This window comes from Sphingobium sp. B11D3A, from assembly GCF_025961695.1.
Classification (GTDB): Bacteria; Pseudomonadota; Alphaproteobacteria; order Sphingomonadales; family Sphingomonadaceae; genus Sphingobium.
Genome location: NZ_JAOQOE010000001.1, coordinates 208,332 through 222,618, shown reverse-complemented (window position 1 = coordinate 222,618; position 14,287 = coordinate 208,332). Strand labels below are relative to the sequence as shown.

Genomic DNA, 14,287 nt, shown 5'->3' with positions numbered 1-14,287 from the left:
GAACGGATTGGGGGAACTGACGTGTCCAAGGCCAAAGTCGCGGTAATGCTCTCCGGCACGGGGACGACGATGACGTCGCTCCTCTATGCCTCGCGCCTGCCGGACTGCCCCTATGAGATCGTGCTCGTCGCCTCCAACAAGCCGGAAGCGCGCGGGCTGACTGTCGCGGCGGCCGAGGGCGTGGCCACCTTTGCCCACAGCCACAAGGGCATGAGCCGCGAGGCCCATGAGGCGATCATGCTCGACGCGCTGCGGGCATCGGGCGCGGATTATGTCGCGCTGTGCGGCTATATGCGCATCCTCACCGCCGATTTCGTGGGCCAATGGGCGGGGCGGATGCTCAACACCCATCCGTCCCTGCTGCCCAAGTTCAAGGGGCTCGACACGCACCAGCGGGCCATCGACGCCGGCGATAGCCATGGCGGCTGTACCGTCCACCTCGTCACACCGGCGCTGGATGACGGCCCGGTGCTGGGGCAAATCCCGGTCGCGATCCTGCCCGAGGACACTGCCGACACGCTCGCCCAGCGCGTGCTTTATGCCGAATATCAGCTCTATCCCCGAATGCTCGCCAGCTATGTGGGGCGCGAGATGGACCCGGACTGGCTCATCGACCGCGTCGGCCAACTGGCCCTCGCCTTGCCGGAGACACATGCCCGCGACTCGCATGGGGCGGCGGGTTGGCGCGTGGGCAGCGAAACGTCGGGCAAGTTCTTCGCTTATGTCTCGGTGCGCCACCATGGCGAGGATGCGGTGGCGCTACTGGTCAAGACCTCCGGCGCTGACGAAATGGCCGCGCTGATCGAGGCCGACCCCGACATCTATTATCGCCCGGCTTACTACGGCGCGAGCGGCTGGATCGCGATCCGCCTCGACCGCCCGGGCGTCGACTGGGAGCATGTGCGCGGCTGGCTGGAAAAGAGCTGGCGGGCCGTGGCGCCCAAGCGGCTGGCAAAAATGCTCGAGATTGCGGACCAGTTTTAGCGCGGGAGCGCTGGCGGTCCCGACGTCCCAGCATTCCTTTCCGTCATTCCCGCGCACGCGGGAATCTAGCTTGAACCTCGCGTCACCGCGCAGGGGTAGTATGGATTCCCGCGTGCGCGGGAATGACCGAGAAAAAGGATCGAGGTCTTCGCATAACCGTCGACGTTTCCTCTCCGCAGCCGAAGTCCAGACATCCTCGCGCCAATTGATTGATGCCTCAAATAGGGATAGGGGGTATCCCTATGTCGCATCTCCTCGAAATCAATCCGCAGTTGCTCGCCCGCGTCCGGCGGATCGGGGGGCAGGTCAACGCCATCGAGCGCGCGCTCGAATCGGACAAAAGCTGTACCGATATCCTGCATCTGGTGGCGGCCGTGCGGGGCGCGGTGAACGGGCTGCTCGATGAAATCATTGCCGAGCATCTGGAGGCGCATGTCGCGCGGCCGGGGCTGAGCGATGCTGAACGCCAGATAGGGGCGGACGAACTGCTGGCGGTCATCCGCCGCTACGCGAAGTAGGGAACGGTGATGCGGACACTCGATATTGACGGCCTGACGCCGAGCCACGACTTCCTCGGCGCCTCGCATGACCAAAATGCCCGGCGGACCTATTGGGTCATCCTGCTAACCGTCGTGACGATGGTGGGCGAGATCATCGCTGGCTATTGGACCGGATCGATGGCGCTGCTGGCGGATGGCTTCCACATGGCGACCCATGCCGGCGCGCTGTCCATCGCCGCATTCGCTTATGGCTATGCGCGCAAACATGCGCAGGACCCCGCCTACAGCTTCGGGACCGGCAAGGTCGGCGATCTGGCAGGCTTCGCTTCCGCCATGGCGCTGGGTCTCGTCGCGCTGGCGATTGCCAGCGAGTCGGCGGTGCGCCTGTTCGAACCGACGAGAGTCGCCTTCGGCGAGGCCACCTTCGTGGCGGTGATCGGCCTGCTTGTGAACATCGCCAGCGCCCTGGTGCTGATGGGCGGTGCGCATGGGCATGATCATGGCCATGGACATGATCATGCCCATGCGCATCATCATCACGCCGCCCATGACCATGGCGCGCATGACCATGGGCATAGCCACGGCCATGACAATAATCTGCGCTCAGCCTATTTCCACGTGCTGGCGGATGCGCTGACCTCTGTCCTCGCCATCGGCGCCCTGCTGGCCGGGCGCTATCTCGATTGGGTATGGATGGACCCGCTGATGGGCATCGTCGGCGCGCTGGTCATCGCCCGCTGGGCCTGGAGCCTGATGCGCGACACTTCGACCATGCTGCTCGACCGCAGCGACGAGGCGCTGGCCGGCAAGGTGCGGGCGGTGGTCGAGGAGCAAGGCGATGCGCGCGTGGCCGATCTTCACGTCTGGCGCGTTGGTCCGCAGGCACATGCCGCGATCGTCAGCGTCATCGCGCAACCGGAGGTCAGCAGCGACACGATTCGCGGCCGCATGGCCGGACGCTGCACGCTCGCGCATCTCACGATTGAAGTGCGCTAGCCGTCCCCTCGGTCGGGACGGCCCGAGACCTTAGCGGAAATTGTCGGCGTAAGCCTGAATCTTCAACGTCTTGGGTGGCGTTCTCACGACGTGATAGGCGATGCCATAGCGCTCGGCATAAGCACGGGCGGCGTCCTCGTCGGGGAAGCTCAGCTTGACCTGCTCCTGCGTGTCGCCAGAGCCGGCCCAGCCCATCAGCGGATCGGGCTTCTTGGCTTCTGCCGGGGCGAACTCCAGCATCCAGGTGCCGGTGCGCGCCCGACCGGACTGCATGGCGTTCTTGGGTATCTGGTAGATCCGGGCGGACATCGGTGCTTTCCCCATCGTGCATATGCCCAACATGTGAGCGCTTTCGCCGTCGCGCAAAGCGGGTGGCCCTGTCAAGATGATTGGAGGACTGAGGCGACCTGTTCGTGTCGAGCGAAGTCGAGACACGCGCGCACCGCTCTGCCGTGTCTCGACTTCGCTCGACACGAACGGAAGGTCATCCGGAACAGGATCACCGACGGGCATCAGCCTTCTTGGTCCGCAGCGTAGCGCTGGCCGCGGCGGGATCATCCGGCCACGGATGCCGCGGGTAGCGCCCGCGCATCTCTTTGGCGACGTCCGCCCAGCTGCCTTTCCAGAAGGCCGGCAGATCCCGCGTCGTCTGGATAGGGCGGCCTGCGGGCGAGGTCAGGGACAGCACCAGCGGGATGCGCTCGCGCCCGATGACCGGATGTTCCGACAGTCCAAAGAGCGCCTGCACCCGCAATTCGACGGTCGGGCCGGCTGGCGCCTCATAGTCGATGGCGTGGGTGCTGCCGGCCGGGCTACGGAACTCGGCCGGCGCCAGCGCCTCGATCCGCTGCGTGGCATTCCATCCCAGGCGCTGGGTTAGCAGGCCATGCAGCGCGCCACCGTCGATCGCGGAAAAGCGCCGGGCATTGGCGGGGAGCAGCATCTCCAGCCAGTCCTCCGCATCAGCGAGCAGCGCCGCATCGCCGATCTCATCGCCCACGCCCGCAAAGGCAGCCCGTGTCCGCAACGCCTGCGCCGCCTTGCCCCAGGGCAGCAGCCCCAGCCCCTCGCTGCGCAGCGCCTGTGCGAGCGCCGCAATGATGGCGGCCCGTTCGGGTGCGTCATCCGGCCCGCTGGTGAGACGGATTGCGCCCAGATGCCGCTCGCGCAATGCCTCAACGCCGGCCAGATCCTTGCGCCAGCGCACCGTGCGACGGTCCATGACGCGATGCCCGGCAGCGATCATCACATCCTCCTCCTGCACGGCCAATGCGGAGAGGATGCGTGCCCCGGCGGCGCTGCCCTGAATATCGCCCACCGCCAGCCAGTCTGCACGTGCCAGCGGATCGGCGGGATCGAGCCGGAAGCCGCGCCCGCCCGCGCTGATCCAATGTTCGCCACTGGCATCCCGTCGCCGGGCGATGCGGTCCGGGAAAGCCCGCATCATGCAGCGGGCAAGCGCGGCATCGTCGATAATGCCTCGCGACGACCCGGACGCGACTAACCCCAACCAGCGGCGGGCAAGGCCACGCGCCGCTTCGGCCCGCTGCCCCCGCTCGCGCTGCCAGAGCGCATGACGCCGGGCGAGGTCAGCCGATGGCCCGCCCAGCCCGCGCTCGGTGAGCAGCACCGCCACGTCAGCCGCCGCAGCGCCCTCCCCCGCCTCAGCCGAGGCGATGAGCATATGCGCGAGGCGTGGCTCCAGCGGCAGATCGGCGACCGCGCGGCCATGCGGCGTCGCCCGCCCCTCCCCATCCAGCGCGCCCAGCGCCTCGAGCCGGCGCCGCGCCTCTGCTACGGCCGCCGCCGGTGGCGGATCGAGCCAGCGCAGCATGGTCGGGTCGGTCACGCCCCACACCGCGCAATCGAGCAGCAGGCCGGTCAGGTCGTTTTCCAGAATTTCGGGCGGATCGAACGGCGGCAGCCCGGCGGTCGCCGCTGCTTCCCACAAGCGGTAGGCCACGCCCGGCGCCTGACGACCCGCGCGGCCGGCGCGCTGGGTCACTGCGGCCTGACTGGCGCGTTCCGTCACCAGGCGCGTGACGCCGGCGGCGAGATCGTGCCGGGGCCGACGGGCGAGCCCTGAATCGACCACGATGCGCACGCCGTCGATGGTGAGGCTGGTCTCGGCGATGCTGGTCGCCAATATCAGCTTGCGCGTGCCTGCCGCCGCCGGCCGCAGGGCCGCGCGCTGCGCTGCCGGGTCGAGCGAGCCATGCAGGCGATGGAGGGCGATGCTCTCGGACAGCCCCATCAGCCGCTCGGCCGTGCGCTCGATCTCGCCGACACCGGGGAGGAAGGCCAGAACATCGCCCTGCGACTCTTCGGCCAGCGCGCGACGGATCGCCGCCGCCATGCCATCCTCGATGCGCTGCTCTGCCGCGCGGCCAATATGCCGCAGATCGATGGGGAAAGATCGGCCCGCGCTCTCGATCACGGGGGCCGGCTTGTCCTCCACCGCCATGAGCGTGGCGAAGCGCGCACCATCAAGCGTGGCGGACATGGCGAGCAGGCGCAAATCCTCGCGCAGGCCGGATTGCGCATCAAGCGCGAGGGCCAGCCCGAAATCGCCTTCCAGGCTGCGCTCATGAACTTCATCGAACAGCACGGCGGCGACGCCGGTCAACTCTGGATCGGCCTGAATGCGGCGCCGGAAGATCCCTTCGGTCACGACGAGGATGCGGGTGCGGGCGGACTGGCGGCTCTCAAGTCGGGTGGCATAGCCGATGGTGTCGCCGGGCTTCTCACCAGCCAGATCCGCCATGCGCTCGGCAGCAGCGCGCGCGGCAAGCCGGCGCGGCGAGAGCAGCCAGATCTGCCCGCCCGCCACCCACGGCTCGCCCAGCAAAGCGGGCGCAACGCTGGTCGTCTTGCCCGCGCCGGGCGGCGCCACGAGCACGGCGTTCGGTCCCGCGCGCAAGGCGGCGAGCAGGTCGGGCAGAACCTCATGGATGGGGAGCGCAGCGGTCACGTCATTCGCTTATGCGCCGACGCCGGCAAAGCCAAGCTGGCGGCGTAAGGGATAAGAGCAAAGCCTGACCGCCGCAGCGTCATCCGAGGATGGCGAACATGGTTAATGCTTAACCACCGCCATGGGAGCAATCTGCTCCTGCGATTGCACCGGTGCGGCAAGAGTTCCGTGCACTTGTTCACTTAAGTCATGGAACTCTCTACCTTTTGCCGCAACGCCCGAACGCTCCGCCTCTTTACCGCGAAGAGGTATTGCTCTGTTAACCGTTCGAACCCATCCATGGTCTCGCTGAGGCGCAAGGCTTCGTAAAAATAGAAAGCTCGTCTGGCCCGGTTGGGGCCTTTTGGGGGTCGTCCAAGTGCATGATCATATTGTGTCCGCCTCTTTGGCGGAACCGCACGGCGGGCTGCTGTCCGTGCGCCGTATACCGTCTGCCTGCGGCCAGCGGCTGCGCACCATCGATGTCCGGCTGGCTGATCGGCCCGACCTGCGCGAGCAGGCGCATGATCTCCTGAACCGCATGTATGGATCGCGCGGTTATGGAATGGCGCATCTGCTTCCCGACAATGGCGATCACCAGGCCGTCTTCACGGCAGCGCTGGAAGATGCCGTAATCGCCACGCTCACCCTGACGGTGGACTCACCAGCCGGCCTTTCGACCGATCAGACGTTCCGCATGGAACTGGATGCCTTGCGCGAGGCGCCCGGTGCCCGCCTGTGCGAGCTCACCAAGTTCGCGGTCGATCCCATGACCAAGTCCCCCTCCGTCCTCGCGGGGCTTTTTCATGTCATCTTCATTTACGGTATGCAGCGCTTCGATTGCACGGATCTGGTGATCGAGGTGCATCCACGCCATGTGCGCTATTATGAGGCCATGCTCGGTTTCGATCGGCTTGGCCCGCCGAAGATGGATGAGTCCGTCTCCTGGTGGCCCAAGGATACGCCGGTACAGCTCATGCGCCTCAAGGTCTGCGATGTCGCCGACCAGATCAATCGCTTTGCCGGCCGCGCCGACAAGATCGGCCGCTCGCTCTACCCCTATTTCTTCTCGCGCGATGAGGAGCAGGACGTCGCACGGCGCGTCGCGCGCTTGTGGGACAGGGATGCGGGTTGCGCAGAACCCCGCAGCCGCAATGGCATGAGCGGCACATTCTGGCGCAGCGCCGCCTGAACAGGATCGTTTGCTCTCATCGCATAAAAAATGGGGATCAACGGCTGCACCCCGTTGATCCCCATTCTTTATCGAGGCCGTCCCGTGGGAGACGGCCAGGATGATCAGGCGAACTGGACCCGTGCGCTAGTGCGACGTGCGCGGCGCATCGTGTAGCCAAGGCTGCCGAAGCCGAGCAGCATCAGTGCCCAGGTGGCCGGCTCCGGAACCGGCGCGCTCACCGGCGACGGCGTGAAGGTCAGGTTGCCGCCGTAGGAGCCCAGACCGGCGGACGTGCCGCTGATCACCAGCTCGTTCAGCATGCCGGCCATGATCGGGAAGCCCGAAATTCCAGCCGATTCAACGTCGGTGCCCTGGCCGAAGATCGGGACGTCCTTGCCGTTGATCGTGACAGTCAGCAGGTCGATGTTGGTCGACAGGCCCGACAGCGTCGTGATGATGCCGCCGCTGCCGACGCCATCAACGTCAACGATGAAGCGGTAAATGTCGGTGAAGATGCCCGAACCGATGTCGGTGCGGCCAATGGTGGCCGAAACGGCTTCGGTGATGGGGGGGATGGTGTCGCCAGACGTGGTGAACTCGTCATCGCCAGGCGTGAACGTGCAGTTCATGGCAACGCAGGTGGCGGCGTTGGCCGCACCCGGCGCAAATGCTGCCGCAGTGGCCAGTGCGGCCAAAGATACCAGTTTCCTCATGGATAGCTCCTTTGTTTGTTCGGTTTTTGAGCTGGCTCATCATGCTTCTCCCACACCGCCTGAAAGGCGAACATTCCGAGTAGATAATGAGGCGACCGCTCGAGCAGAGAAATACTGGTCGGTTAACGGATTATCAACGGATTCCTCATATTTTATTGCTGTATTTCAGATACTTAATCCGGCCAACCAATTTGCCGGGTTCCCAAAGTTCCCAACCGTTAACCGCAGATTTACCACGCTATGGCGGGCAGTGCGGTCGCTTCATCGCAACGCAGCATCGTTCCCGTGCAGTGCAAAATTATTTGGGTCGTGGCCGATATACCCCGTGTCCCGAAAATGGACGGGAAGGCACTGGCGAGAAGAGGGGAAGTGGCGGACTGCCGCACCGACAAGCCCCGATTCGAGACCGGCTAGGCGAGGCGGCCGCCCCGCCCAATCGGGCAGCGCGGCGCGTCATCTCGCTATGGTTGTCGGTGCAACGTGGAAGGCGCTGGCGCCCGCTGAAAAGCCGGATCAGTAAGCCCGCGCGATCGCGAATTCGACGGCTTCGACCAGCGCAGACTTGGCGGCACCCTTGCCGTACATGCCGATGGCGTCGATGGCGCGCTGGCCATAATGGCGCGCCCGCGCCATGGTGTCGTCGATCGCGCCGGTTTCGCGCAGCAAATGCTGGGCATGGGCGAGATCGGCATTGTCGCCATGGAGGCCGGACATCGCTTCTTTCCAGAATTTGCGATCCGCCTCGCCGCCGCGCGCATAAGCCAGGATTACCGGCAGCGTGATCTTGCCATCGCGGAAGTCATCGCCGGTATCCTTGCCCATCGTCGCGCCGTCCGAGACATAGTCGATCGCATCGTCGACGAGCTGGAAGGCAATCCCGAGATTGCGACCATAGGCATCCAGGGCCAATTCCTCCGCCTCCGGGCGCTCCGCGACCACGGCGGCGATCCGGCAGGCTGCTGCGAACAGGGCTGCGGTCTTGGCACCGATGATGTCGAGATACTGGTCCTCGTCGGTCTCCACACGACGCTGGGCGGTCAGCTGATTGACCTCCCCCTCGGCGATCACCGCAGATGCGTTGGAAAGGATCTTGAGAACCTTGAGGCTGCCATCCTCGACCATCAGCTCGAAGGACCGGCTGAACAGGAAATCGCCGACCAGAACCGAGGCATTGTTGCCCCAGATCATGTTGGCGGTCTGCTTGCCGCGGCGCATGGCGCTGCCGTCCACCACATCATCGTGCAGCAGCGTGGCGGTATGGATAAACTCCACCGTCGCCGCCAGCTTGTGGTGCCGAGTGCCGGCATAATCGAGCAGCCGGGCGCAGGCGAGCGTGAGCATGGGGCGCAGCCGCTTGCCACCGCCGGCGATGAGGTGCCCGGCCAGCTCCGGGATCAGCGGAATGCGCGACTGCATTCGGGCGAGGATGACTTCGTTGACGCGGTTCATATCCTCCGCAACGAGGCTCAGCATCGGCTGGAGGGATGGCGCGCCCTGGCGGGGCAGGTGGTGGATTGTGGCGCTCATGCGCGGTGCTCTGACCAGATGACCGCGCTTTGGCAAGCAAATTGGCTTGCCTTGTGCGCCCGGAGCGGCAAGTGATGCGCCGTTGCGGGCGCTGCCCGGCCCCTCATCAGCCTGGTTCGCCCCAGCGAGATCAGGCCACAGGAACAATGCCCCAGAGGCTCAGGGAGACGACCCGGAATGGACGAAACGCTCAGGCGCTACCGCGAAAGCATCGACAATATCGACGCGGCGCTGGTCTTCATGCTGGCGGAGCGCTTCAAGATCACCAAGGCGGTCGGGGAGCACAAGGCCCAGTCCGCCCTGCCCCCGGCCGACCCGGATCGCGAGGCCCGGCAGATCGAACGGCTGCGCACTTTGGCTATCGACGCCAATCTCGACCCGGATTTCACCGAGAAATTCCTGCGTTTCATCATCGATGAAGTGATCCGGCATCACGAACAGATGCGCGCCGACGAAGCGGATGCCGCTGGCGCCTGAGGTGCCCGAGGGTAACGCCGCCAGATTGTTCCCGCTGCGTTAACCAGGTAACAACCTGCGCCGGGCCATGATGGGCCATGGGGCAAAGCCAGCGCCAAATCCTTTACGCCTTCATCCGCCATGCCGGCCTGCCGGTACTGGCGGGCCTGGGCTATTTCGTGATTTCCTACGCGACCATATCGCTCAAGACCACGAATGGCATGGTCGCGCCCGTCTGGATCGCCAACGCCTTCCTGCTGGCCCTCGTGCTCGCCCGGCCCGCGCGGCAGGCCCCTGCCCTCATCATGGCGGGCATGGTCGCCAACGTGCTGTCTGGCCTGCCGGCTGGCAATAATCTCCAGACGGCTATGGTCTACGGGCTCGCCAATGGGCTGGAAATCGCCGTCGCGGCGGCCGGGCTCAAGCTGCACAGGAATGGCGCCCACGCCTTTTCGGACCCCGAGGCTCTCCCTCATGTGCTGATCTGGGCCGGGCTGGTCGGTCCGGCTTGCGGCGCATTTCTGGGCGGAATCGGCGCCTGGGCCAACAATGCCCATCCGCTCAGCGAAGCCTATGCGCGCTGGTTCCTCGCGGATGCTCTGGGTCTGTTGATCTTCACGCCGGTCTTCCTTGCCATGTTCAACGGCGAGATGAAACGCAGCCTCGCCATCCAGACCCGGCAACGCAGGCTGGAAGTCGCGGCGCTGCTCGCCCTCACCGCCGGCGCGGCTGGCGTCGCCTTCTTCTCGACGGAATCATCGCATCTGCTGCTCGTCGTTCCGCCCATGCTGCTCGTTCTGCTGCGTAGTGGGTGGATGGCGACGAAGATCGCCCTCGCCATCGTCACCGTCATCGGCGGCGCAGCGATGATGGGCGGCTATGGCTCGCCCGTGATGCACAGCCATCATGCGGCCCATCACCTCTACGGCATCCAGATGTTCATCGCCCTGCTCATCGTGGTGCAGGTGCCGATCTCGGCCATGCTCGCCAGCCGCCAGGCGACGATCGAGCGAATGCGCCAGAACGAACAGTCGCTGAACCTGCTCGCCTCAGCCTCTCCGGTGCTGCTGCTGGCCTTCAACCTCGAAGGCGTCTGCACACGGGTCGTGGGCACGCGCGAGCTGCTGCTCGACCGCCCGTTCGACGCGCTCGTCGGCGCAGGGCTCTCCGACATTTCGGAGGAAGGCCAATATGATCTGACCCGCGCGCATAGCGCGGCGCTTGAGGATGTGAGCACCAGCCAGATTGCCGAGTTTCGCACCCTCAAGCTGCGTGACGCCTGGATGGAAGCCACATTCCGCGCCCACTTCGATGAGCGCGGCCGGTGCATCGGGACGATCGCCACTGTGCAGGACATCACGCAGCGCAAGAAGCAGGAGCTGTGGCTCTCCCGCACCGCCACAACGGACAGCCTGACCGGTCTGCTCAACCGCGCCGGCTTCCATCAGCGGCTGGAGCAGGCGCTGGTGAAGGCGACACCGGGCACCCTCAGCCTCGCCGTGATCGACATCGACCGATTCAAGCTGATCAATGACAATAGCGGCCACCAGATGGGCGATACCGTGCTGCGGGAAATCGCATGTCGCATCTCGAGCCAGGTCCGGGCGAGCGACGCGGTCGGGCGCATGGGTGGCGACGAGTTTGTGGTGCTCCTCGCCACCTCGAATTGGGATCGTGTGCAGGAAATCTGCGGCCGGATCGTCTCCGCGGTCAGCAGCGAGCCCATTGCCCTACCCTCGGGCAACTGCCTGCGGGCTGCGATCAGTTGCGGCGTCGTGCGCTACCGGCAGGGGCAAAGCGCCGAGGATTTCATCCATGAGGCGGACATCGCGCTCTACCAGGCCAAGCGCGGCGGCCGCAATCGGGTGGTCGCCGCCTGATCTGCGAGGTCGGCCGCGAACTGGCGACATTTTGTGACATTTGAGCCTTCCCACGACAAAGTCTCGCGACAAGTCCCCGCTATATCATGGTCATGGCGCTACCCCCCGGCGCCGGCAGACCAGGATTTCAAGTCTATGAAACGTCTCACCGCAATCGCGCTCTCTAGCGTCGGCCTGCTGTCCATCGGGACCATGGCAATCGCTCAATCGGCACCGCAGCCGCCCCAGCGCGGCGAAGCCCGGGCGCCGATGGATCGCGCCTCCCTCGAAACGCGCCTCGCGACCATGTTCGATGCCGCCGACACGAATCGGGACGGCGTGCTCTCGGTTGAGGAGCGCAAGGCCCATCAGGCGCAGAATCGCGACAAGATGCGCGATGCGATGTTCGCTCGCCTCGATGCCAATAAGGACGGCTCAATCTCGAAAGCCGAATTTGCGGAAGCCGGCGCGATGGCCGGCGGCCATCAGCGACGCGGCCACGAAGGCAAACGGCGTGGCCATGGCGGCCCCGGCATGGGTAGCGGCATGATGATGATGGGACGCGAGCTCGCTGCCTACCGTGACAAGCCGATCCCTCGCGCCACCTTCATCCAGGCCGGCCTTGCCGGCTTTGACCGAATGGACACCAACCGTGACGGCAAGATTTCGCCCGAGGAACGGCAGGCCGGCCGGAAAGCCATGATGGAGCGCCGCAATACCGACCAACGGCCCGCGCAAACGCCCCCGGTGCGCTGAGCCCCCTGGCCGATCCGGCGGAGACAACTCCTATGCCGCCGGGTCGGCCATCCCTACTGCCCTCGGTCGCCTGCCCCTTTCAGGCGGCTGAGGGATGGACCTTAAGACCCAAGCAGGGCAGAGAATTGCATCCCACCGATTTTGCGAAAGCGCTTTGATGTCCGCACGGCCCCATCTCCTCCTCGTCGACGATGAAGCGGCCATTCGCGAGCCGCTGGGGCAATATCTCCAGCGGGCCGGCTTTCGCGTCTCCGATGCCGGGAATGCGGCCGACGCGCGCAAGATCCTCGCCGGCAGCGCCATCGAATTGGTGGTGCTGGATATCATGATGCCGGGTGAGGATGGCCTCAGCCTTTGCCGCTCGATCCGCGAACAGGGCGAGCTGCCGGTGATCCTGCTCACCGCCCGCACCGAAGAGACCGACCGCATCGTCGGGCTGGAAATGGGCGCGGACGATTATGTGCTCAAGCCCTTCTCTCCACGCGAGCTTGTGGCGCGGATCAAGACGATCCTGCGCCGCACCGGCAACGGCACCGCCCGCGAACCGCAGGCAAGCGCATCCCTCTACCGCTTCGAGGGCTGGACGCTCAGCGCTGACGACTGGACGCTGACCGGCCCAGACGAAGTCGCGATCCCGCTCAGCACGGCCGATTACCGGCTGCTCCATGCCTTCGTCACGCATCCGCGCCAGGTGCTCAGCCGCGATCAGCTGCTCGACCTGACACAAGGCCGGGAGGCTCACGCCTTCGACCGCTCCATCGACAACCAGATCAGCCGCCTGCGCCGCAAACTGGAAGACGACGCCCGGTCGCCGACGCTTATCAAGACCGTGTGGGGCGGCGGCTACATGTTCGCCGCCGATGTGGCGCGCGAATGACCCTCAGCCTGCGCACCTTCACCGGCTGGCTGCGGCCCAGAACGCTGGCGGGGCAGACGATCCTCGTCGTCGCCGCCTCCTTGTTTGCCGTGCAGCTCATCGGGTTCAGCTTCTACTACATGATGCAGCGCAATCAGTGGGTGACGATTGCCGCCGCCCCGGGCGTCATCCGCATCCTTGAGGCGCTCGATCAGCGAGACGCACCCTCCCCTTGGCATCGCGCGCGGGCGGCCCGCGGCATCGTCGTCACCGACGCGCCGCCCCGCCGTGAGGGCGCCGACTCGCCGCGCGTAGCCGTACGTGCCAACGAGCTGTTCCGCTCGGCCGGGCTGGTGCCGCTCGCGGTGCGGGTCGCCATTGCGGAAGCCCGGCCCGGCGCGGACGGGCGCGAGCGGGCGCGCGATCTTCTCCAGCCGCCCAACCGCCGCGCACCGCGTCTGCAGGTGCAATTGAGCGTGCAACTCCGACCCGACCGCTGGATCACCGTCTACACGCGCGCCGCACCGGTGGCCCAGCCGATGCTGCGTCAGATCGTGATGCAGTCGCTGTTCCTCTACGGCATCGTGCTGATGCCCCTCGTCTGGTTCACCCGCCGCCTCGCCCGGCCGCTCCACGCGCTCACCCAGGCCACGGCGCGGGTCGGCACACCGGAGGGCGCCGCCCCGGTGATCGAAACCGGGCCGGAGGATTTGCGGCGCCTCGCGGCGTCCTTCAACGCCATGCAGGACCGTATCCGCTCCATGCTGGAGGAGAAGGACCATATGCTCGGCGCCATCGGCCATGATCTGCGCACGCCCCTCACGGCGCTGCGGGTGCGGGTGGAATCGGTCGCCGAGGGGGCGGATCGCGAGCGCATGGTCGCGACCATCGAAGACATGCAGAAGATGCTCGACGACATCCTCTCGCTGGCGCGTGTCGGCCGGGACCGCGAACCACCGCAGCGCATGGACCTGGCCGCGCTGGCCGATGCGACCATCGACGATTTCGAGGATATGGGCGTGCCGGTAGAGCGAAGCGACATGCCGCGCGCCATCGTCAACGTCCATCCCCGCGCCGTGCGGCGAGCGCTCACCAACCTGATCGAGAACGCCGTCAAATATGGCGCACGCGCGCATGTTTCGCTTCGGATCGAAGGCCAACGCGCCACGCTCTGCGTGGCCGACGAAGGCCCCGGCATCCCGGAAGACCGCATCGAGGACATGCTGCAGCCCTTCACCCGCATGGAAGCGTCGCGCAGCCGCGACACCGGCGGCACTGGCCTTGGCCTGGCCATCGTTCGCGCGGTCGCGTCAGCGGAATCGGGCCGACTGGAACTGCGCAATCGGCCTGAGGGCGGGCTGGTCGCGGAGCTGAGCTTTCCGCTGGCGTGAAGACTGGCTCTCGTTTGGTTATGCGTTGACCTCGGACACACTGGTGACCGACAAATGGTGGTCAGCGATGGCCGGCCGCCCCTGCTATCGGCGCCGATTCCTACCTGCTGGGAACATGTCCCAGA

General features: G+C 65.9%; 13 protein-coding genes. 9 read left to right on the top strand and 4 right to left on the bottom strand.

Features of this window, described 5'->3' with window-relative positions:
* Window positions 1-21 precede the first annotated feature (21 nt).
* The 3 genes from purN to dmeF all read left to right on the top strand — a co-directional run bounded on the left by purN (window position 22) and on the right by dmeF (window position 2,480).
* Window positions 22-984: a phosphoribosylglycinamide formyltransferase gene (gene purN / locus M2332_RS01110; RefSeq protein WP_264572624.1), complete on the top strand. Its 963-nt coding sequence runs from the start codon at window positions 22-24 to the stop codon at window positions 982-984.
* Window positions 985-1,226: 242 nt separating this feature from the next.
* Entirely contained in the window at window positions 1,227-1,502 is a 276-nt protein-coding gene (locus M2332_RS01105; protein ID WP_181559427.1) for a metal/formaldehyde-sensitive transcriptional repressor, read from the top strand.
* A gap of 9 nt (window positions 1,503-1,511) precedes the next feature.
* A complete protein-coding gene (gene dmeF, locus M2332_RS01100) occupies window positions 1,512-2,480 on the top strand; it encodes a CDF family Co(II)/Ni(II) efflux transporter DmeF (RefSeq protein ID WP_264572623.1) in 969 nt (322 codons plus the stop codon).
* A gap of 30 nt (window positions 2,481-2,510) precedes the next feature.
* On the opposite strand, the gene M2332_RS01095 is transcribed toward dmeF, so the two are convergent.
* Together M2332_RS01095 and hrpB are read right to left on the bottom strand one after the other, a co-directional pair.
* Complete coding sequence (locus M2332_RS01095; RefSeq protein ID WP_181559425.1) at window positions 2,511-2,789, bottom strand: ETC complex I subunit; 279 nt, start codon at window positions 2,787-2,789, stop codon at window positions 2,511-2,513.
* Window positions 2,790-2,979: 190 nt separating this feature from the next.
* Window positions 2,980-5,451 (bottom strand): ATP-dependent helicase HrpB, encoded by a 2,472-nt coding sequence (gene hrpB, locus M2332_RS01090; protein ID WP_264572622.1) that lies wholly within the window; start codon window positions 5,449-5,451, stop codon window positions 2,980-2,982.
* Window positions 5,452-5,824: 373 nt separating this feature from the next.
* Between hrpB and M2332_RS01085 the strand changes: the two genes are divergently transcribed.
* Window positions 5,825-6,622 carry an N-acyl amino acid synthase FeeM domain-containing protein gene (locus tag M2332_RS01085; protein ID WP_264572621.1) on the top strand — a complete coding sequence of 266 codons (798 nt, stop codon included), beginning with the start codon at window positions 5,825-5,827 and terminating at the stop codon, window positions 6,620-6,622.
* A 104-nt stretch (window positions 6,623-6,726) separates the two neighbouring features.
* Here the strand turns inward: M2332_RS01085 and M2332_RS01080 are convergent, their stop codons facing one another.
* Both M2332_RS01080 and M2332_RS01075 read right to left on the bottom strand, forming a co-directional pair.
* Window positions 6,727-7,317, bottom strand: coding sequence for an FxDxF family PEP-CTERM protein (locus M2332_RS01080; RefSeq protein WP_181559422.1), 591 nt, complete (start codon window positions 7,315-7,317; stop codon window positions 6,727-6,729).
* Between the two features lie 513 nt (window positions 7,318-7,830).
* A complete protein-coding gene (locus M2332_RS01075; RefSeq protein ID WP_264570092.1) occupies window positions 7,831-8,844 on the bottom strand; it encodes a polyprenyl synthetase family protein in 1,014 nt (337 codons plus the stop codon).
* 177 nt (window positions 8,845-9,021) lie between these two features.
* Between M2332_RS01075 and M2332_RS01070 the strand changes: the two genes are divergently transcribed.
* From M2332_RS01070 to M2332_RS01050, 5 genes are all read left to right on the top strand, one after another.
* Entirely contained in the window at window positions 9,022-9,321 is a 300-nt protein-coding gene (locus M2332_RS01070; protein ID WP_264572620.1) for a chorismate mutase, read from the top strand.
* A 77-nt stretch (window positions 9,322-9,398) separates the two neighbouring features.
* Complete coding sequence (locus tag M2332_RS01065) at window positions 9,399-11,180, top strand: diguanylate cyclase (RefSeq protein ID WP_264572619.1); 1,782 nt, start codon at window positions 9,399-9,401, stop codon at window positions 11,178-11,180.
* 135 nt (window positions 11,181-11,315) lie between these two features.
* Entirely contained in the window at window positions 11,316-11,915 is a 600-nt protein-coding gene (locus M2332_RS01060; RefSeq protein WP_319801472.1) for an EF-hand domain-containing protein, read from the top strand.
* A gap of 157 nt (window positions 11,916-12,072) precedes the next feature.
* Entirely contained in the window at window positions 12,073-12,792 is a 720-nt protein-coding gene (locus M2332_RS01055; RefSeq protein WP_264570088.1) for a response regulator, read from the top strand.
* Window positions 12,789-14,162 carry an ATP-binding protein gene (locus M2332_RS01050; RefSeq protein WP_264572618.1) on the top strand — a complete coding sequence of 458 codons (1,374 nt, stop codon included), beginning with the start codon at window positions 12,789-12,791 and terminating at the stop codon, window positions 14,160-14,162. The genes M2332_RS01055 and M2332_RS01050 overlap by 4 nt, the downstream gene beginning before the upstream one ends.
* Window positions 14,163-14,287: the final 125 nt, after the last annotated feature.